This is a genomic window from Microvirga zambiensis WSM3693 (genome assembly GCF_016735695.1).
In the GTDB taxonomy this organism is placed as follows: domain Bacteria; phylum Pseudomonadota; class Alphaproteobacteria; order Rhizobiales; family Beijerinckiaceae; genus Microvirga; species Microvirga zambiensis.
The window spans coordinates 1-17,386 of the sequence record NZ_JAERQD010000087.1; the positions used below are offsets into that span (position 1 = coordinate 1).

The following is a 17,386-nucleotide window of genomic DNA, read 5'->3' on the forward strand; positions in this document are numbered from 1 at the left end:
ACTCATCTGCGCTCTCGTGCGAAGGCTCCCACGATGTCCCTGCTGCCACACAAAGTTTATGACACAGTAGTACTAGACGACTCGCAAGACCTTAAAAGACTACAAGTCGTTGTGAGTTAGCCCCTAATATCGCATCGGTATCCCGTGGAGATACGCTGTGCTGCCAAGCACAGCAAGATCAATGAGCGGAGCAGCATGCAATGCCAATCCTTGGGCTTGCGATAGAGCATCTACGCTAGCCCTCCAATCACCGGCCCGATACCCAGTCAGAATGGATATCACAGAAGCACCTTGTGCAGCTCTTCTCGAGCATCCTGTAACTGGGGACGAGGCGCATGCTGGCCTATCTACACCGCCCTATTTTGATCACTTCGCCAGCGTCACAATTTGCTCCAAACTGCCCGGCGGCTGACCGCCCTTGGGTTGGCTCGCTTCGGGAAGTGTAGCGGGCCATTGCCCGTCCTCGACGAGCTTCTTGACGACCTCTGGGACGAGGGCACGCACTGCAGATACAACGATTGAATGCTCGTCCCTCGGATTAACGGCAAGGATTACGGAGCGCGTGATCACGGGATCTATAATTCTCACAGACCTCACGAGCCCGAGCTTTACCTCTTTCTGAATAGCCGATGGCGTCAAGATGGAGTACGTTTTGCCCTCCGCGACCATAGTGACAATAGTCGACAGAGAATCTAGTTCATACCGCACGTCAAGCTCACAGCCGTGCTGAGCAACAACGTCAGCGACCGAGCGTCTCACATTGTTGCTCCGCATTGGAACGGCGAGTGGAAAAGAATGTAGTTCAGCAAGGCGGATTGTGCTCCCGAATGGCGGCTCCCCCGGGGGTACGACGAGGCAAAATTCCTCCCGAGCAAGGATGCTCATCGGACCCGGGCTCTCCACCGTGCGATACAGCACGGCCAGATTAAACCGGCCCGCGCGCATCCATTCTTCCAGTTGCCCGGTCATACCTTCGACAATCTTCAGCGCAACATTTGGAAGAGCCTCCTTCGATTGTGCGAGGAGTTCGCTCACCATAACCTTCGCTGCTCCGGATGGAATCCCGATGGTCACTTCTCCGGAAGGGGAAGTTGTTTTGCTGGTCAAATCTGCTTCGGCCAGTGTGACTTGCCGCAAAATGGTACGCGCGTGTTTAAGGAGCTTCTCGCCGGCATCCGTGAGGCTAATTCCGGTTCGATCCCGAACCAACAGCTGGGTTCCAAACCCTTCTTCCATCTGCCGCACGTGAAGGCTGAGCGCGCTCTGAGCAACATTGAGATTTGTTGCCGCTTTCGTGAAGCTGCCAGCTTCGACCACTCCAACGAAGTATTTGAGCTGTCTGATGTCCAACGCGTGCCACCTTTCCCGCACGCAGGCGGTCTCCAGGTCTTAGCTCCCTGAAAGAAGACGAGTTTCAGGTAGTCGGCACACTATCCCGAAACGCGATGGATGCAAAGATGGTCCAACAATCTTTTGCCCAAAGTAGAAGCACATGTTTGCGAAGCTTCACACCGCGGGGTCAGCAGTGAGGCAGATCGGCGTCAATATGTTATAAAATTAGAAATAACGTGGCCCGAGTATTATCTACCCCTTGCATGTTAAGGGCCTAGATTTTGAGGTTTGGTTACGTCAAACGCTGCACGATGCACCAAGGACGTGCGAACTTTCGGTTCTTAGCACATCAGCATTTGCCGCAGTCCCATTTTCCTTGGCTCATGATCCAAGAACCTTGGTTGTCTAATGTTTAGTGCGCCCGCGAGACCTGCCAATCATCATAGCAGCCTTAGCTGGAGTTTGGCACTTTCAGGTGGGGAAGCATGCGGCCTCTGTGAGGCGGTCGAGCAGCGCCCGTGGGATTTTCACCTGCTCCCGGTCCTGCCGGGACATTTCAAAACTGGCGCGCCACAGTTTGGCACGCACAACCGCCAGAGCATCGCTGAAGGTCGGGTGAGATTTCACATACCAAGCGGCGCATCGTGGCTTCCAGCCCGCGTTGAGAACCTCATCCGCCCACACCGTCACCAACGAGAACAGGCCGAGCAACGCTGGCGTGGTGCGGGCGATCGCCCTGTCCGACCACTGGCGTTGCGTTTCCACGCCGAGATGGCGGCGTACCTCCGCAAACGTCACCTCGACGGACCACCGGCGCACAAACCAAGTGAGCACCTCAACTGGATCCGCCGCCAGATCCGTGCACAGCAGAGCCTGTGGCTCGACCTCCCCCGCGAGGTCTCGCACCAGCACCCAGCGGATCGGCACGCTCTTGCCAGGATGGTACCAAAGCGCCGTGCCGGAGGCGATGGCCAGCCCCCGATCCTGTTCCCCGTACCAGTGACTGAGCGTGACCCGCCGCCAGCGCGTGGCAGGATTGGTCAGCCGCTGCGCCAGGGTGGGCTGGCGAGGGCCCGAGACCCGCGGCCGTCCCCTCTGGCCGGGCTGGCGCACCGGGGGCGGATCGAACAGGCGCGCATCCAGCCGCAGGCGGGTGATCACGGTCAGGTGTCGCCGCACCGCTGCGAGCAGCTCGATCGCCGCATAGCTCATATCGGCTACGACAATGATCTGTCGCTCGGGCAGCCAACGGGCGACCTGGAGCAGCATCTGGCGCGCCCAATCGGTCAACAGCTTGTGCCGCTGTCCGCTCTCACGGGCGTAGCGCTCAGAGGGCGCGAGAACCGTCAGGAACGGCAGCGCCCACACGCGACCAGCCCACGGGATCGGCGGAACGAGCATGAGGCTGATCCAGCGCAGGCCCGAAGTCTTGACGAAATGACCATGGCTGGAGCGGACCGGATCGCGATAGATGCCGCGGGCCCGGATCCGGGCACCCCAGCGGCGCTCGATGGTCTCGTCGATGGCCATCACCACCGGCCCTGCGGGCACGAAGGCTCCAACGAGCTGATGCAGCAGCCGACCGGCGAGATCGCGCGGCGCCCACCGGTTGCGGTTGAGCACGCGATGGAAGGTGGTGAAGGTGGCGATCTCGCGCAGGCCCAGGATGCTCAGGGCGGCCGTGACGGTGCGTCGGCCCGGAGTCAGGATGGCGCCGGCGATCAGCACGAGCACGCCCCGCAAGGTTGGCGCGGTGAAGGCGCTCGCAAAGGGCGCGAACCATCGGAGGAGGACAGGGGCCGGTGCGAAAGATATCATGGCGCGCTCTGACAGACGTGATGACCGACAGATCAACGCCTTCCCGCGGAGATGGCCTGCCCATGCCCGAACACGATCTCATCCTGGAGGGGCTCGAAGCCTTCTGCCACGCGCATGATGTGGTGGTGGAGAAGCGGGGCGGCGGCTACTCGCTGCTGAGCCGGCGCACCGGAGCACCTGTCGCACGCCTGCGTCCGACCGACGATCCCGCAAAGGTGCAGGTGCTGTGGTGGAATGGCGAGCGGTGGAAAGCTCCCGGTCCGTTCGGCACGCCCACCATGACCCTCGAGCGGACCTTGGACTACATCGCTTCAGAGCGTGCGTTTTGGATCCACGTCTGACCCTCCGACGCCCTCAAAAAAGGCCAAAGTCCAGCTTAGAGCCCGTCCCGAAAAGGGTTGAGTGGCCGAGGCCGCTATGATTCCGGGAGGGTGCTGAAGCCTGACCTGGAACCGCAATGTGGACCCCGACCACCCGGCGGCAGTATAGCCGCGACGGCTTGCGATACGAAACCGATTTGACCAATGCCGAAAGGGCGCTGATCGAGCCCCTTCTGCCCGAGCCGCACGCCCGAGGCCGACCGCGGCGCTGGTCGACCCGGGAGATCCTCAACGGCATCTTCTACGTGCTGCGCGGCGGGATCGCCTGGCGGCTTCCGCCCTCCGATCTGCCGCCCAAGAGCACGGTCTTTCGCTGGTTCAGTCAGTGGTGGGACGCCGGCCTGTTCGAGACCATCAACCACCTGCTGGTCATGGCCGACCGCGAGCGGGTTGGGCGGGAGGCGTCGCCCACCGCCGCCGTGCTCGACAGCCAAAGCGTCAAGACGACGGAGAGTGGTGGGCCGCGAGGCTATGATGCCGGCAAGAAGGTGAAGGGCCGCAAGCGCCAGGTGCTGGTCGACACCGACGGACGCGGCCTGATCCTGGAGCTTCAGTAGGCTGACGTGCAGGACCGCGATGGTGCGCCAGTCGTCCTGCGCCTGTCGCGGCGCGCGTTTCCATTCATCGACAAGGCGTTTGCTGACAGCGGCTATGCCGGAGAGGCTCCCAGCCAAGCGACCTCGATCACCATCGAGATCGTCAAAAGGCCTCCTGATCAGGTTGGCTTTGCGGTGCACCCACGCAGATGGGTTGTTGAACGGTTCTTTGCGTGGATCAGCCGCAATCGCCGGCTCTGGAAAGATCCTGAGGCGACGCTCACGTCAGCCCGGGCCTTCCTTTATGCCGCTTCTGTCATGCTCCTCGTCCGCCGCTTGGGACGACACTCATGATTACGGGACGGACTCTTAGCAAAGTAGGTCCTGCGAAGCAGACGATAGAACGCACAAAGTCTGCAAATCTGCTAAATTTGTGCAGCTTTCGCTCATAACAATGTGGCACGTGCTTTGTGAACCTGAGCAGCGCCAGCCAGAGTCAAGCTTGTAGTCGAACTAGAACAGTACAGGTTCATTTAGATGAAGTCATCTCCACAGTTGCCGAGTTTATTTCGGCAGCTCTTTACCAAGAAGATGTCGAGCAGTTCTCCACTATGACTTGGAGGGCTTCTTTCTTTATCCTAGCCGCCAAGTGAAATTTCTGCATCAAGGCAGCATATTTTGCAGAGATCCTGAGTTAAAATGTCAGATTACGCGGCGCTCTGACGCTGCCGGTCATTTAAGCTGTCGACTCAACGCGTATCATTGGAGGGATACATAAGCCGAGGCTCGCCGCAGCGGCCGTGAAAAATCTCAATCGGCCCGACCTGCTCGAAACTTAAGCATTGTCTATGCATCGTGGCTCGTGACACTCGAGACGCTAAAGGTTCAAGACCTAACTACAAGCGATAGCCTGTACCTTGTAGTACCCATCTCTCCCGATGTATGGACGCTTCCGAAGGCAAGTGGGATGAGTGCGGCATGACGCGGACGGCCCTGATTACTGCAGGCACGACGGGACTGGGCTTCGCTGTCGCCGAGAAGCTCTTGTCGGACGGGTTCGACATCGCGATCACGGGGCATAATCCAGGGAACATTGCCATGGCCGTGGCTGCCGGACACCGTGTTTTCGGCATTGTCTCGGATCTCACCGATCCCCGAGACACTGAGGGCCTTTTCGCTGAAGCCTTGGCTGCGCTGAAGTGGATCGACTGCCTTGTGGTCAATTCGGGTCATATGGCCTACGGAACCGTTGAGGATCTTGCTGACGATCAATGGTATCAGGCGATCGAAATGCTCCTGATGAGCGCCGTCAGGCTATCGCGCCACGCTCTTCCTCATATGCGCGAGCGTGGCCGTGGTGATATTGTGTTCATCACAGCGGCCGGAGCGCGCGAGCCATCGGCTCACCTCGTCCTGTCGAGCGCGTTGCGGGCGGCTATCGCGAACATGGCGAAGACGCTGTCGCAGAGCGCCGCTAGGGATAACATCCGCGTCAACGTGGTCGCGCCTGGCTACTTCGATACGGGTCGGGTCAGTGCCCGGGTTGATGCCCTCGCGTCAGAGCGGGGCATTTCCCGGACCGAGGCGATGAGGCTGGTCGCGGGAGACATTCCGCTGGGGCGTGCCGGTACTGCACGGGAAATCGGCGAGCTCGTCGGCTTCATCTGTTCGCGGAAGGCTGAGTTCCTAAACGGTACGACCATCGTCATCGACGGAGGCAGGAGTTCCAGCATCATTTAGATTGTTTGATCCCGCAGTGTGGTGGTACGACTGGCCACCATTCTACGAGGAAAGGGCAATGGGCCAGGTTTTTCAGGGTCAGCGCAGGATCTGATGGGACTCGCCCTGTTGCATGGATGAGCGAAGTGGTACCGCGGCTGGATAGCGTCGGAGCCTATTGGGCTTCTGACCCAGGAGTTCGACCATGCCATTCAACGCCAATGCCGCTCGCCGTCACCGCATTCCCAAGCAGCGGAACCGGGTGACGAGTTGGGCGGGCGCGGGCCTGCGCCGGCGGGCAGTCTCACAGTCTGGTTCACCGAGGAAGCCATTGTCGTCTGGCGGGCTGAACCCCGTACGACACCAGGCGGTCAGCCGCATTATCCGCCCTTGGCAATCCGAACAGCCCTGACCCTTTGGGCAGTGTTTCGTCTGGCGCTGCGTCAGACCGAAGGTCTGATCGGCTCGATCCTCGAGCTCATCGGTCCGGATCTCGCGGTGCCGGACCACTCAACCCTGAGCCGTCTGGCCGCAACCCTAGAGGTACCATGGCAGCAGGCATGCACCAAGCTTGTTCACCTGTTGGTCGACAGCACTGGGTTGCAGCTGTGTGGGACCGGCGAGTGGCTGGTCGAGACGCATGGGGCCCGCAGACGACGATCGTGGCGCAAGTGGCACATCGGTGTTGATGCCGAGGCCGAGAGATCCTCGCATCAGAGCTGACGCCCCATGATGCCGAAGATATCTCCCAGGTCGAACTCCTGCTCAACCAGATCACAAGCCCACTTGCCTCCTTCACTGGTGATGGAGCCAACGAGTAGACTGGCGTCTACAGCACCACCGCTAAACTGCATCCAGGTGCTGACCTAGTCGTTCCACCCCGATCAAAGGCGGTGCCGAGTGAGGATGTAGAGGTCACGCCGACCCTGCGCGGTCGGCATCTCCAAAGCATCCGTGAGCATGGACACATCGGCTGGCAGAAGAGGTTCAGGGACACTCGTCGAGCTCTGGTGGAGGCCGCTATCAGCCGGCTTAAACGCGTGATGAGAAACGGCTTACGCTCACGGGCGGATCGGCGATGCCGGACGGAGGTGGCGATCGCCGTCAGACGAGAAACAAGACATCGTGGCAAGTCACGCTAGCGCCCAGCCGAGCGCCCCATTCGGAGAAGTGCATCCAAGAAGAGCTCACCCAGCTTGACACCTCTCAGCAACAGATCACGGCCTAGCAACGGTGGTTTATCAGTCAGCACTCCTTCCATCTCGCTTCAAGATGGCTCTGATCTTTAATCTGTGCTCGTGACATGCCGAAGGAAGCTGTGACATACCACAAAAGCAACCGAGCTAAAACGCCGCGCTAAGACCGTATGAAAGAGGGAACATACAATGGATCGTCGTTCATTTCTAAAGACTACGTCATTGACTCTGGCTGCTGCGACCTTAGCTGCTCCGAATATCCTACGTGCGCAAGCTAAGCGCTTTGAAGGCGTGACTTTGAACATCAATGGCTATGGCGGCGATTATGATCGTATTCTGAAAGAATCCGTTGCCAAGCCCCTAGAGGATCAAACCGGACTGCGAGTTGTTTATACGCCGTCTACTGCCTCCGCAGCGGTGGCAAGAATCATCGCCTCTCCGGACAATCCGCCGTTTGATCTTGTGATGTGCGATAGTCCGAACATGCCGGATCTTATCAAAGCCGGTGCTATAACGCCTACAAATCTGGGACCTGATGTCATTGGAAGGATTGTCCCAAGCGTTCGAGAGTTCGGTGACTACGGCATACCGATGTCCGTAGCTTCGATGATCGTCACTTACAACAAGACCTTGGTGAAATCTCCGCTTACATCGTTTATCGACCTAGCCCGTCCGGACTTGGAGGGGCGAGTTGCAATGTTCAACTTGGAGAATTCAGGAGGAGTGCTCTATTTCCTTGCGCTAGCTGAGGCTGGCGGTGGCAACGTTGACAACGTGGACCCTGCCTTCGAAGCACTTCGCAAAATAAAACCCAACATCACCGCAGTCACACCCTCGACTGTGAACTTGCTCCAGTTGTTTGAGCAGGAGGAGGCTTGGGCGGGCGCCTTCTGGGACGGACGAGTGTTTTCAATGCAAAAAGCGGGCAAGCCAATGGCCTTGGTTCCACCGAAGGAGGGGTTGTACGCGCTCCGCTCGTATGTAAGTCCCGTTAAGGGAACGAAGCATCCAGACGCTGTGAAGGCGTACCTGGAGCAACTGGTCACCGGCCCATTCATCACGGAGCTTTCCCGGTTTTTCGGATATGTGCCGACTACAAATATTCAGTTGCCGCCGGACGTTGCTGCAAGTGTTATTCCGTATGGCAAAGGTGGACTGGAAAGCCTCCGAGCTATCAACTGGGAGAAAGTCGCAGCGTATCGCGGTGATTGGCTCAGCCGGTTCAACAGAGAGATGCGGTAGCGGCTCGCGGGGGGCTAACCCCCGCACTCGTCCTAACGCTAACGCTGACAGGTAGGACATCTAGAGGTGCGCAACAAGGCATTGCTCGGCCTGCGCGGCCAAGGTGAAGCAAGCACGGCGTGGATGTGGCAGATAGCCCCCACCGTAATGCTGCTTCTATTCTTCTTCATCCTGCCATTAGCGGGCGTGGTCCGCACAAGTTTTTATCCTGGCACACGATCTTTCGGTGCTGAAGGTTTTTCGTTTGAGCAATATCTCAAGGTCATACTTGATCCGTTCTACCGATCCGTACTGATCGACACCATTGTCGATGGATTGATTGTATCTATGGTTTGCTTAGTCATAGGGTTCCCTGTTGGCTATTCCCTGGCACGTCTCCCGCCGAAGCAACGCCGGTGGCGCTTAATTCTAGTTATTCTTCCGCTCACACTTAGCCTTGTAGTTATCGTCTTTGGATGGATCGTCATCCTTGGTCGTGGAGGATTGGTGAATCAATTGCTCGTCAGTATCGGGGCTATCGATCGACCAATAAGGCTCCCGTACAATCGCACAGCCGTGCTGCTGATTCTAGTGCAGCAGTTTCTTCCTTACATGATACTCTCTGTAATGAGTGTATGCTCTAAGATTGATCCTGTGCTTGAGCATGCCGCTGCGAACCTTCGAGCGAATAGATTCACCACCTTCAGGCGAGTGATTGTTCCGCTGGCAGCGCCTGGAATCGTGTCGGGGATGATACTCGTGTTCATCTTGACTGTTTCGGCCTTCGTTACGCCCCGTCTTGTCGGCGGCGGCAACGTTCAGATGCTCGGCAGTATCATTTACGAGCAGGTAATAGTTGCCCTTAATTGGCCATTGGGGGGGGCCCTCGCAATGGTGCTCCTAATAGTCACATCCATCGTGATTAGTCTTGCGAACCTGCTCGCGGCGAAGAAGTTCGCGCGCCATCGGAGTAGCGCAAATGCAAAATGACATAACAGATAAAGTCATGGCGACTCTCGGAGTATTTGTTCGCGCTACTGTCTACGTCATGTTGATCTTGCCAGCGGTCATTGTCGTGATCGCATCCTTGACGCAGGGAGACTCCTTGAGCTTTCCTCCAAAAGGATTTTCAACACAGTGGTATTCGAACGCGTTCGCAAGTACTCCATTCATGTCAGCCCTTTGGACAAGCACGAAGTTAGCTGTCACAGCAACCGTTATCGTTCTGAGCGTCGGTTCTGCCGCAGCGTTTGCGATCGCTCGCTATAGGTTCATTGGATCGTCACTCTTTCAGTCCATAGCACTATCACCGCTCATCGTGCCCGTTGTTGTTCTGGGGCTGGGGCTGTTGCAATTTCTCTCGTGGATGGGGTTTAGCCAATCTTATCTTGGGCTGTTCGTAGGGCATCTCATAATCATGTTGCCGTACGTGGTGCGCACCATGGTAACGGGGCTTCTATTGCTCGACAGAACTTTGGAACAAGCTGCGATGAATCTGAGGGCCCCGCCGTTTCGAGTATTCTGTCGAATAACTCTCCCGCTCTTGGTCCCCAGTTTGATTACAGCTGGAGTGTTCGCCTTTGTAACCTCGTTTGGAAACGTGACGCTATCGTCATTTCTAGCGAGCTCGGGCACTGTAACTCTGCCGGTGCAGATATTCACCTACGTGGAGTATAGCTATGACCCCATTGTCGCGGCGGTATCGACCATAGTCATTGCAGTTACCGCGGTAGTCATTTTGGTAATTGAGCGAGCGGTTGGCGTTGACAAGTTGTTCTGATTGATCAGCCGCTGAATCATTCGAAAGAATCGGAGGCTTTCTCGTGGATAAGAATACGGCGGTATTGACGCTCAAAAACCTGAACAAGACTTACGATAACACTACGGCGGTTGATTCTGTTTCGCTTGACGTTGTGAAGGGTGAGCTACTCTGCTTGCTGGGGCCGTCCGGGTGCGGTAAGACTACAACACTCCGCATGGTGGCCGGTTTCGTTAAGCCAACTTCCGGTTCGGTTCTTATCCAAGGAAGCGACGTTACCAATCAAGCGCCCTACAGGCGCGATACCGGAATGGTCTTTCAAAGCTACGCTCTATTCCCGCACATGACTGTCGCCCAGAACATTGCGTTCGGACTTCAGAATATCGGATTTGCGGCCAAGGCTCAAACCGAGCGCGTTCACGAAATGCTTCAGTTAGTTGAGTTGGAACATCTTTCGAAACGTTTTCCGGCTGAGCTCTCTGGAGGGCAACAACAACGGGTGGCCCTAGCGCGTGCTCTTGCGATGAACCCGGCGGTCCTGCTTCTGGACGAACCGTTCTCAAACCTCGACGCACAGCTGCGGGTGCGATTGCGGGAAGATCTCAGGGCTTTGTTGAAACGAATCCGGATTACTACTCTGTTTGTGACTCATGATCAGGAAGAAGCACTGATGTTTGCGGACCGAGTCGTGGTCATGCGCAGCGGCCGCGTCGAGCAGGTAGGGTCACCTGCCGAAATCTATGAGACTCCAGCAACACGTTTTGTTGCGGAATTCATTGGATGGTGCTCGTTGTTTGAAGGCGTAGTAGATGGTCAGGGGGTGTTTACAACAGGAAAGTCCATTCGCCTGCCGTTGGATCATAAGCCAGGTCCGGCAACGGTTATTGTCAGGCCTGAGTATGTAAAGCCTGCAGAGGCTCTCGGATCAGGTCCGGTTTTCGAAGCACGCGTTACTTCAAATACGTACTACGGCGCGCTTTGTCGCCTCCGCCTCGATGTATCGGGGCAGGAGGTACTCATGGAGGCTCACTATCCATATGGTCATGGCCCAAGCATCGGTGACCGCATCGAGATTCGGATTGACCCGAAGGGGGCGAGGCGACTGCCGGCACACTAGATGTTTGATCCCGCGGTGTAGCGCTACGACTGACCACCTTTCGGCGAGGGAAGCACTCCGGGCCAAGTCCTTCAAAGCAGGGCCAGAGCCACATGCGCATCTTCTTGGCATTCAGAGGGTAAGCGCGAAGCTGCTGCCGTTCAGCCAGTCCCGGCGCATGTCGATGCGCCCGATCCGTTTGAGCTTGCCGTCCTGCCAGGCGACCGCCTCGGCGAAGGCGTGGCGGATATCAAGTCCGATGATGCGCATGCTGGCTCCCTCTGAGCTGTGCTCGTCCGAAACGGGAGCTGGCGGGCAACACGACATCTACTGATCCGCGCTCGCAGCGCATCTGGGCGAGTCGCGAGGAGCCAGCGACTGCCAACGAGCTCGGGCTCTCAGCCCATGGTCTGTCGGCCGCCTGCCCTCCCACATGGGCTCACCATATCACCGCTTCCGAAGAAAGCAGATGGACGCATAAGGCACCCCAACCATCATGCCGAATAATGAGCAGGTTGAGCGGATGAACCAAATCTCCGAAGATGCAGCTCTCAAACGCTGTCACTATGATAGTCATGACCAGCTCCGGCAGCAGCTCGACACCTTCGTCTCAGCCTGCAACTTCAGGCCGTCGGCTCAAGACCCGGAAGGGCCTTACGAGTACGTCTGCCACCTCTGAACGAGGGAGCCCGAACGGTTCAGGATCAATCCGTCACACCACCATCCACCTAGAGGCCCGCGATGCGCTGACGCCATTCGGCAGGACCGCTTTTGTGGATAGAGCGGCCCTCTACATCGACTGCCATCGTTACCGGCATGTCTTGGACCTCGAACTCATAGATCGCCTCCATGCCCAAGTCCTCAAAAGCAAGGACGCGGGCGGCTTTGATCGATTGCGAGATCAGATATGCAGCACCGCCAATTGCAATCATGTACGGAGTGCGATGCTTCACAATTGCATCGATTGCGGCAGGTCCGCGTTCGGCCTTTCCAACCATGGCGTAGAGGCCTGTCGCCTCCAGAACTTTTTCGGTGAAAGCATCCATCCGCGTCGATGTCGTTGGTCCGGCTGGACCTACGATCTCGTCGCGCACAGCTTGGACCGGCCCCACATAATAGATCACGCGGCCTCTCAAGTCGACAGGGAGCGGCTTGCCAGCATCAATGAGATCGACAATACGTTTGTGTGCTGCATCTCGCCCGGTTAACATCTTACCAGATAGAAGCAATGTTTCCCCCGCACGCCAAGTTGCGGTTTCCTCTTTCGTCAACGTATCGAGATTGACCCGCCGGGCGTTTGTCGACAACGTGCTACCGAAGTCGATCTCTGGCCAGTCACTCATGTCCGGCGGCGTCAGCACCGCCGGGCCGCTGCCATCCAGTGTGAACTTCACATGGCGGTTCGCAGCGCATTGCGGTATCAGCGCGACTGGTTTCGATGCGGCGTGGGTCGGATATGTTGAAACCTTCACGTCCACGACCGTCGTGAGCCCTCCCAATCCCTGTGCACCTATCCCCAATGCGTTGATGCGCTGATAGAGTTCGATGCGAAGCTCTTCTTCTGGGCATGACGGTCCACGAGCAAGTAGATCGAACATATCAATTGGGTCGTTGAGGACTTCTTTGGCCATCAACATTGCTTTCTCGGCGCTTCCGCCGACTCCGATGCCGATCAGCCCTGGCGGACACCAACCGCTACCGAGCGTCGCTATTGTATCGATGACCCAGTCGGAGACGGAAGCGCTGGGATTTAGCGTTGTAAAGCGCGCCTTATTCTCTGACCCGCCACCCTTGGCGGCAATAATAAACGTAATCTTGTTTCCTGGAACGAGTTCGGTATGGACAATAGCTGGAGTGTTGTCCCTTGTGTTCCTTCGGGTTGACAACGGGTCCAAGACAACTGATGCCCGCAATGGATTGTCCGGATCGAGATAGGCCTGGCGAACACCCTCATCGACCAACTCGGTTAGACTCCGGACGCTGTCGATCCGGACAGACATCCCGATCTTTGCAAAGACCACAACAAGTCCTGTATCCTGACAGATAGGCCGCCGCCCAAAGGCTGCCATCCGAGAGTTCACGAGAATCTGCGCTATGGCATTTTTTGCTGCTGGGCTCTCTTCGCGCTTATAGGCAGCTGAAAGATAGCGGATGTAGTCGGCGGGGTGATAGTACGAGATAAACTGAAGTGCGTCGGCGACGCTTCGCGTGATATCCGTGCCTCTGATAATGGTTTGCGTTCTATCCAACGTTAGACATCCCTTCGGCTCTGAGCGTCAAAAACAGCGCATGCTGTTGGTCCCCGTAGATATCTGTGTCCTGCAGGCTCCCGGAAGGAACGCGCCCTGGAAACGTAGCCTTAAATGTACCTGTTCGATCGAGCGACGTAACCATAATTTCCGCTCAAGGCTTAACAGCGTACAGGTGCGACATCACGCCGGCACTCGGCGCATCCAACGCTTTGACTTGGTCATAGGCTACCTTCGTATTAATGATGATGTCGAGCGTCATCTCAAATGGACTGGCGTTTTTGCTTCTTAAGACGATCGGAAAGGAGATTATCGGGTCATTGATCTGCATCAGTGACAGATGCCGAAATTCGACACCTCTCCCGCATCGAAACCTGAGCGTGAGTAAGGGAACGCCAGGTTGCCGACAGTCAAAACTCTATCAACGTCCCCGAGATGACGCATCGTTGATCTAGCTCCGGCGCCGCCAGCTTAGGCGACAATGACGGGTATAACGCGGGCAACTTCCGTCCACAGGACGATTTGCAAGTCTTGCCTCACAGCACTTCGATCAATGAATGAGACTCCGGCTCCTAGGTAGTATGCCCCCGGATCGCCCGAACCAGCATCTAACGCAGTGACATGCGGGTTCCAGCGGAGTCCTTCTTTGAAGGACATGGCCAGGAAGCCATATTCCAGCATCGCTGTCGGAGATAACACCCTGATCTCGTCCATGAGGCGAAATACTCCCGGTACGCGGCACCACGCGGCGTGATTGGGCCGCCTATTCAAGGGCTACGGGACTCGCTGAGTTGACAAGCTTCAGGTTCTGAAAGGTCCTCAAACCTTCAACTCCACCTTCGTATCCATAACCACTCTGGTTAATGCCGGCATTTGGCGCATCCGCGGACACACCCTTGAGGTAGTTGACACTGACTGCGCCTGCCGAAAGGCTGCGGATCATCCTCTTCTGCACCTCAGGGGAGTTGCTGAAGAAATAGGATGCCAGCCCATATTCCGTCGCATTTGCTTTCTCGATTGCCTCTTCGATCGTGTCGAAGGGTGTAACCGTTAGAATTGGCCCGAAGGGTTCTTCAGCAAGGATTGCCGACTCGGGATGAACATTGCTCAAAATTGTCGGCATCCAATAGTATCCTGGTCGATCAACCCGGGCGCCACCGGTTTCAACTTTTGCTCCGTGATCGACAGCATCCTTTGTCAGCCGTTCCATGGCCTCAATGCGTCTTGCATTCGCCATCGGTCCCATTTCGGTTGCCGGGTCGTCTGGGTCGCCGATCTTGATCTTTTCTGCGGTTTCTACAAGCTTCGCCAAAAAGGCGTCGTAGATCGGCCGAGCAACCAGGATGCGGCTTGGAGCATTACAGCTCTGACCGGCGCACTCGAACTTGTACTCAGAAATCGCAGAGACGGCTCTCGCCAAGTCGGCGTCCTCAAAGACAACCACAGGTGAGTGGCCGCCGAGTTCCAGAACGCAGCGTTGCAGGTTGTTCGCCGCGATCCTTGCAAGCTGCTTGCCAACAGGCGTGGAGCCCGTGAAAGTAAGCACTCGCACAATAGGCGAGCCGAGCAAATGCTCGGAGATCATGGGAGGATTGCCGAAAACAAGGCTCACAACGCCAGCTGGAATTCCTGCTTCCTGCAGGGCTTCGACGATATAAACGCCCGCGCTTGGTGTCTCTTCCGCGCCCTTCAAGATGACCGGGCAACCGGCTGCGAGAGGAGCGGCAAGTTTCCGGGCATTGAGGACGGCTGGATAGTTCCAGGGCGTGAATGCGGCCACCACACCGATCGCTTCCGGTACGACCAACCTTTTCTCGTCCACCGGAATAGAGGCCGACAATTTCTCTGCGTGTGTGCCGTTCCATTCGAGAGTTTCGGCCGCACGCGCGTACTCGCCCTTCGCTTCGGCTAGAGTCTTGCCCTGTTCCTTGGAAAGCGCCGCCGCGGCAGTGTCTATCTTTTTTTCCAAGATTCGGGCGGCACGAATGAGAAGTGCACCACGTTCGCTAGGCGGCATGTTCGACCAGTTCAGAAGGCTGCTTTGTGCAGACGTCAAAGCATCATCAAGGTCCGCACGGGAAGCGACGGCGACGCGCCCGAACTCTTGCTCGGTGGCGGGGTTGATAAGGGCGAGATCGGCGCCATCACGGCCCAAGCGCCAAATTCCATTGATGAAGAGTCTGTAATCAAAGCTGTCGGGCATGCCTCACTCCACTTGTTTTATCGAATACTGAGCGCTCTCCTGCCGAGACGACGTGATCAATCTCTTGCGTTTTGCGGTGGAGACGCCAGCGCGCCGTGCAACGAACTTCGCCACTTAAGTGAAACCGGTCAAATACCGTTTCTTGTCCCTTATCATCTTGTTTTTAGATGGCGCAATACCGCCATCTGGTTCTCAGATGGCCGTCGGCGACAAACGATATTTGACGTCACCGAAGGCAAATGAACAATGGCAATGAACTTTGATGCCAAGTGAATGTTTGAGAAACCAATGTCTATAAACAGTTCGGACAACGTCCACTGGCGCTCACTTCTTTTCGTTCCGGCAAATAATGCCCGCTATGCGGAAAAAGCACGCACTTCTCGGGCCGACGCCATTATTCTCGACCTTGAGGATGCTGTCTTGCCTGAGCATAAAACGGGCGCGCGTTCTACTGTCCAAGGACTGGCCGCCAGTCTTCGCACCGGGGCACGCGACGTCCTCGTTCGTATTAATCGTCCCTTGCCGTTAGCGGTCCGCGACATCGAGGCTGCAGTCTGCGAGCACGTCAAAGCGATCGTGGTGGCAAAAGCAGCTAGCGCGGAGCATTTGAGGTTCTTGAGTGAGGTTATAGAGGAACGGGAATTGTCGCTGGGGCTGTCTTCAGGACACACCAAGCTACTGCCTCTCATCGAGACTGCCGACGCGGTTGCTCGACTTGGCGAGATCGCCTCGTCTCCGCGCGTCGTTGCAATCGTATGTGGCGATGAGGACCTCTCTGCAGAGCTGGGCTGCGATCCGGCCTCGGAAACCATAACTGCGGTGAAGCATCGGCTTGTCCTTGCCGCTGCATGTCGCGGAATTCGTCCTCTCGGCCTCATGGGATCTATTGCAGAATTTCGCGACATTGAGAAGTATGGCACCTTCGTCGCTCGGTCGAATGCCGCCGGATTGGAAGGGACCCTGTGCATCCATCCTAACCAAGTGGATGTCGCCAACAGTGGCTTTGGTCCATCCGAGATGCAACTAGAATATGCCAGACGAGTCGTCGCGGCAGCTGAGGCTGCTCGCAAGAGAGGGGCTGGCGCGGTAGGTCTGGACGGGAAAATGATTGACGCGCCTGTTTTGCGACGTGCCGAGAACATGCTGAAGGCCGAAAGGCTTCATGCTCGATGATAGACGCGGTAGACCTTCAAAGAGCCTGCACCAGCTGATCGACACTGGCCTTGGCATCGCCGTAGAACATACGGGTGTTGTCCTTGTAGAACAGCGGGTTCTCGATGCCCGAGTAACCGGTCCCCTGGCCGCGCTTCGACACGAACACCTGCTTGGCCTTCCACACCTCCAGCACCGGCATCCCGGCAATCGGGCTGTTGGGATCCTCTTGGGCAGCCGGGTTGACGATGTCGTTCGAGCCGATGACGATCACCACATCAGTCTCCGGGAAGTCCTCGTTGATCTCGTCCATCTCCAGCACGATGTCGTAGGGCACCTTGGACTTGCTTCGAAAAACTGGAGAGCCTCTGATGAAGCAGGAGGACTTCCATGCCCCACACGCGCTTTACGAAGGAATTTCGGGATGAGGCTGTGCGGCTCGCCCTGACCAGCGGCCGAAGCCGGCGCGAGGTCGCTGAGGATCTCGGCATTGGCCTGTCGACCCTGCGCCACTGGCTTGATCGCCGTCGCGAGCGTGAGATCGACCACCCGCCCGAGGAGCGACAGGAGGACATGGCCACCGAGCTCAAGCGGCTGCGGCGTGAGAACGAGATCCTGCGCCAGGAGCGGGAGATCCTCAAACGGGCAACGGTGGGTTCAACCGGTCAGTGCACCATGATTGATTTCGTTGCGCTTCGGGAGAACTACTCATGGCACGCATGGGT

At 57.1% G+C, this 17,386-nt stretch carries 14 protein-coding genes and 4 pseudogenes; 11 read left to right on the forward strand and 7 right to left on the reverse strand.

What is annotated here, in order from left to right:
• Nucleotides 1–366 precede the first annotated feature (366 nt).
• Both JKL46_RS31140 and JKL46_RS31145 read right to left on the reverse strand, forming a co-directional pair.
• Nucleotides 367–1,350 carry a LysR family transcriptional regulator gene (locus tag JKL46_RS31140; protein WP_201841922.1) on the reverse strand — a complete coding sequence of 328 codons (984 nt, stop codon included), beginning with the start codon at nt 1,348–1,350 and terminating at the stop codon, nt 367–369.
• A 453-nt stretch (nt 1,351–1,803) separates the two neighbouring features.
• Nucleotides 1,804–3,150, reverse strand: a complete 1,347-nt coding sequence (locus tag JKL46_RS31145) for an IS701 family transposase (protein WP_201841925.1) — start codon at nt 3,148–3,150, stop codon at nt 1,804–1,806.
• Nucleotides 3,151–3,212: 62 nt separating this feature from the next.
• Here JKL46_RS31145 and JKL46_RS31150 point away from each other — a divergent pair, with 62 nt between their 5' ends.
• The 8 genes and pseudogenes from JKL46_RS31150 to JKL46_RS31185 all read left to right on the forward strand — a co-directional run bounded on the left by JKL46_RS31150 (nt 3,213) and on the right by JKL46_RS31185 (nt 11,078).
• Entirely contained in the window at nt 3,213–3,491 is a 279-nt protein-coding gene (locus JKL46_RS31150; protein WP_246529661.1) for a hypothetical protein, read from the forward strand.
• Between the two features lie 116 nt (nt 3,492–3,607).
• Nucleotides 3,608–4,420 (forward strand): annotated as a pseudogene (locus JKL46_RS31155) (IS5 family transposase).
• Between the two features lie 624 nt (nt 4,421–5,044).
• Nucleotides 5,045–5,806 (forward strand): SDR family oxidoreductase, encoded by a 762-nt coding sequence (locus JKL46_RS31160; protein WP_201841928.1) that lies wholly within the window; start codon nt 5,045–5,047, stop codon nt 5,804–5,806.
• Nucleotides 5,807–6,055: 249 nt separating this feature from the next.
• The gene (locus JKL46_RS35975) at nt 6,056–6,508 is read left to right on the forward strand and encodes a transposase (RefSeq protein ID WP_246529662.1); all 453 of its coding nucleotides are present in this window, start codon (nt 6,056–6,058) and stop codon (nt 6,506–6,508) included.
• Between the two features lie 662 nt (nt 6,509–7,170).
• Nucleotides 7,171–8,223, forward strand: a complete 1,053-nt coding sequence (locus tag JKL46_RS31170) for an extracellular solute-binding protein (protein ID WP_201841931.1) — start codon at nt 7,171–7,173, stop codon at nt 8,221–8,223.
• Nucleotides 8,224–8,289: 66 nt separating this feature from the next.
• On the forward strand, nt 8,290–9,192 hold the full coding sequence (locus JKL46_RS31175; protein ID WP_201841934.1) for an ABC transporter permease subunit: 903 nt from the start codon (nt 8,290–8,292) through the stop codon (nt 9,190–9,192).
• Nucleotides 9,182–9,982, forward strand: a complete 801-nt coding sequence (locus JKL46_RS31180) for an ABC transporter permease (protein ID WP_201841937.1) — start codon at nt 9,182–9,184, stop codon at nt 9,980–9,982. The genes JKL46_RS31175 and JKL46_RS31180 overlap by 11 nt, the downstream gene beginning before the upstream one ends.
• A gap of 43 nt (nt 9,983–10,025) precedes the next feature.
• Nucleotides 10,026–11,078, forward strand: coding sequence for an ABC transporter ATP-binding protein (locus tag JKL46_RS31185; RefSeq protein ID WP_343074164.1), 1,053 nt, complete (start codon nt 10,026–10,028; stop codon nt 11,076–11,078).
• A gap of 111 nt (nt 11,079–11,189) precedes the next feature.
• Here JKL46_RS31185 and JKL46_RS31190 read toward each other — a convergent pair whose 3' ends face one another.
• Nucleotides 11,190–11,327, reverse strand: a complete 138-nt coding sequence (locus tag JKL46_RS31190; RefSeq protein ID WP_201841939.1) for a hypothetical protein — start codon at nt 11,325–11,327, stop codon at nt 11,190–11,192.
• A 235-nt stretch (nt 11,328–11,562) separates the two neighbouring features.
• Here JKL46_RS31190 and JKL46_RS37085 point away from each other — a divergent pair.
• Nucleotides 11,563–11,838, forward strand: a pseudogene (locus JKL46_RS37085) (hypothetical protein); the annotation flags it as partial.
• Here JKL46_RS37085 and JKL46_RS31195 read toward each other — a convergent pair.
• From JKL46_RS31195 to JKL46_RS31210, 3 genes and pseudogenes are all read right to left on the reverse strand, one after another.
• A complete protein-coding gene (locus JKL46_RS31195; protein WP_201841942.1) occupies nt 11,786–13,306 on the reverse strand; it encodes a fumarate hydratase in 1,521 nt (506 codons plus the stop codon). The pseudogene JKL46_RS37085 and the gene JKL46_RS31195 sit on opposite strands and share 53 nt — an antisense overlap.
• Nucleotides 13,299–13,637, reverse strand: a pseudogene (locus JKL46_RS35985) (DUF4387 family protein). Before JKL46_RS35985 ends, JKL46_RS31195 begins: the two are co-directional and overlap by 8 nt.
• Before the next feature lie 432 nt (nt 13,638–14,069).
• The gene (locus JKL46_RS31210; RefSeq protein ID WP_201841951.1) at nt 14,070–15,509 is read right to left on the reverse strand and encodes an NAD-dependent succinate-semialdehyde dehydrogenase; all 1,440 of its coding nucleotides are present in this window, start codon (nt 15,507–15,509) and stop codon (nt 14,070–14,072) included.
• A 273-nt stretch (nt 15,510–15,782) separates the two neighbouring features.
• On the opposite strand from JKL46_RS31210, the gene JKL46_RS31215 reads away from it, so the two are divergent.
• Nucleotides 15,783–16,682 carry an HpcH/HpaI aldolase/citrate lyase family protein gene (locus tag JKL46_RS31215; protein WP_201841955.1) on the forward strand — a complete coding sequence of 300 codons (900 nt, stop codon included), beginning with the start codon at nt 15,783–15,785 and terminating at the stop codon, nt 16,680–16,682.
• 16 nt (nt 16,683–16,698) lie between these two features.
• Here the strand turns inward: JKL46_RS31215 and JKL46_RS31220 are convergent.
• Nucleotides 16,699–17,004 (reverse strand): annotated as a pseudogene (locus JKL46_RS31220) (NAD(P)(+) transhydrogenase (Re/Si-specific) subunit beta); the annotation flags it as partial.
• 47 nt (nt 17,005–17,051) lie between these two features.
• On the opposite strand from JKL46_RS31220, the gene JKL46_RS31225 reads away from it, so the two are divergent.
• A partial coding sequence (locus tag JKL46_RS31225; protein WP_246529663.1) for a transposase occupies nt 17,052–17,386 on the forward strand: 335 nt, incomplete at its 3' end.

Bases quoted from the DNA above. Each gene is read 5' to 3' on its own strand.
- JKL46_RS31215 (WP_201841955.1), top strand. From the start codon at position 15,783: ATGTTTGAGAAACCAATGTCTATAAACAGTTCGGACAACGTCCACTGG.
- JKL46_RS31145 (WP_201841925.1), bottom strand. From the start codon at position 3,150: ATGATATCTTTCGCACCGGCCCCTGTCCTCCTCCGATGGTTCGCGCCC.
- JKL46_RS31210 (WP_201841951.1), bottom strand. From the start codon at position 15,509: ATGCCCGACAGCTTTGATTACAGACTCTTCATCAATGGAATTTGGCGC.
- JKL46_RS31150 (WP_246529661.1), top strand. From the start codon at position 3,213: ATGCCCGAACACGATCTCATCCTGGAGGGGCTCGAAGCCTTCTGCCAC.
- JKL46_RS31160 (WP_201841928.1), top strand. From the start codon at position 5,045: ATGACGCGGACGGCCCTGATTACTGCAGGCACGACGGGACTGGGCTTC.
- JKL46_RS31190 (WP_201841939.1), bottom strand. From the start codon at position 11,327: ATGCGCATCATCGGACTTGATATCCGCCACGCCTTCGCCGAGGCGGTC.
- JKL46_RS31180 (WP_201841937.1), top strand. From the start codon at position 9,182: ATGCAAAATGACATAACAGATAAAGTCATGGCGACTCTCGGAGTATTT.
- JKL46_RS31170 (WP_201841931.1), top strand. From the start codon at position 7,171: ATGGATCGTCGTTCATTTCTAAAGACTACGTCATTGACTCTGGCTGCT.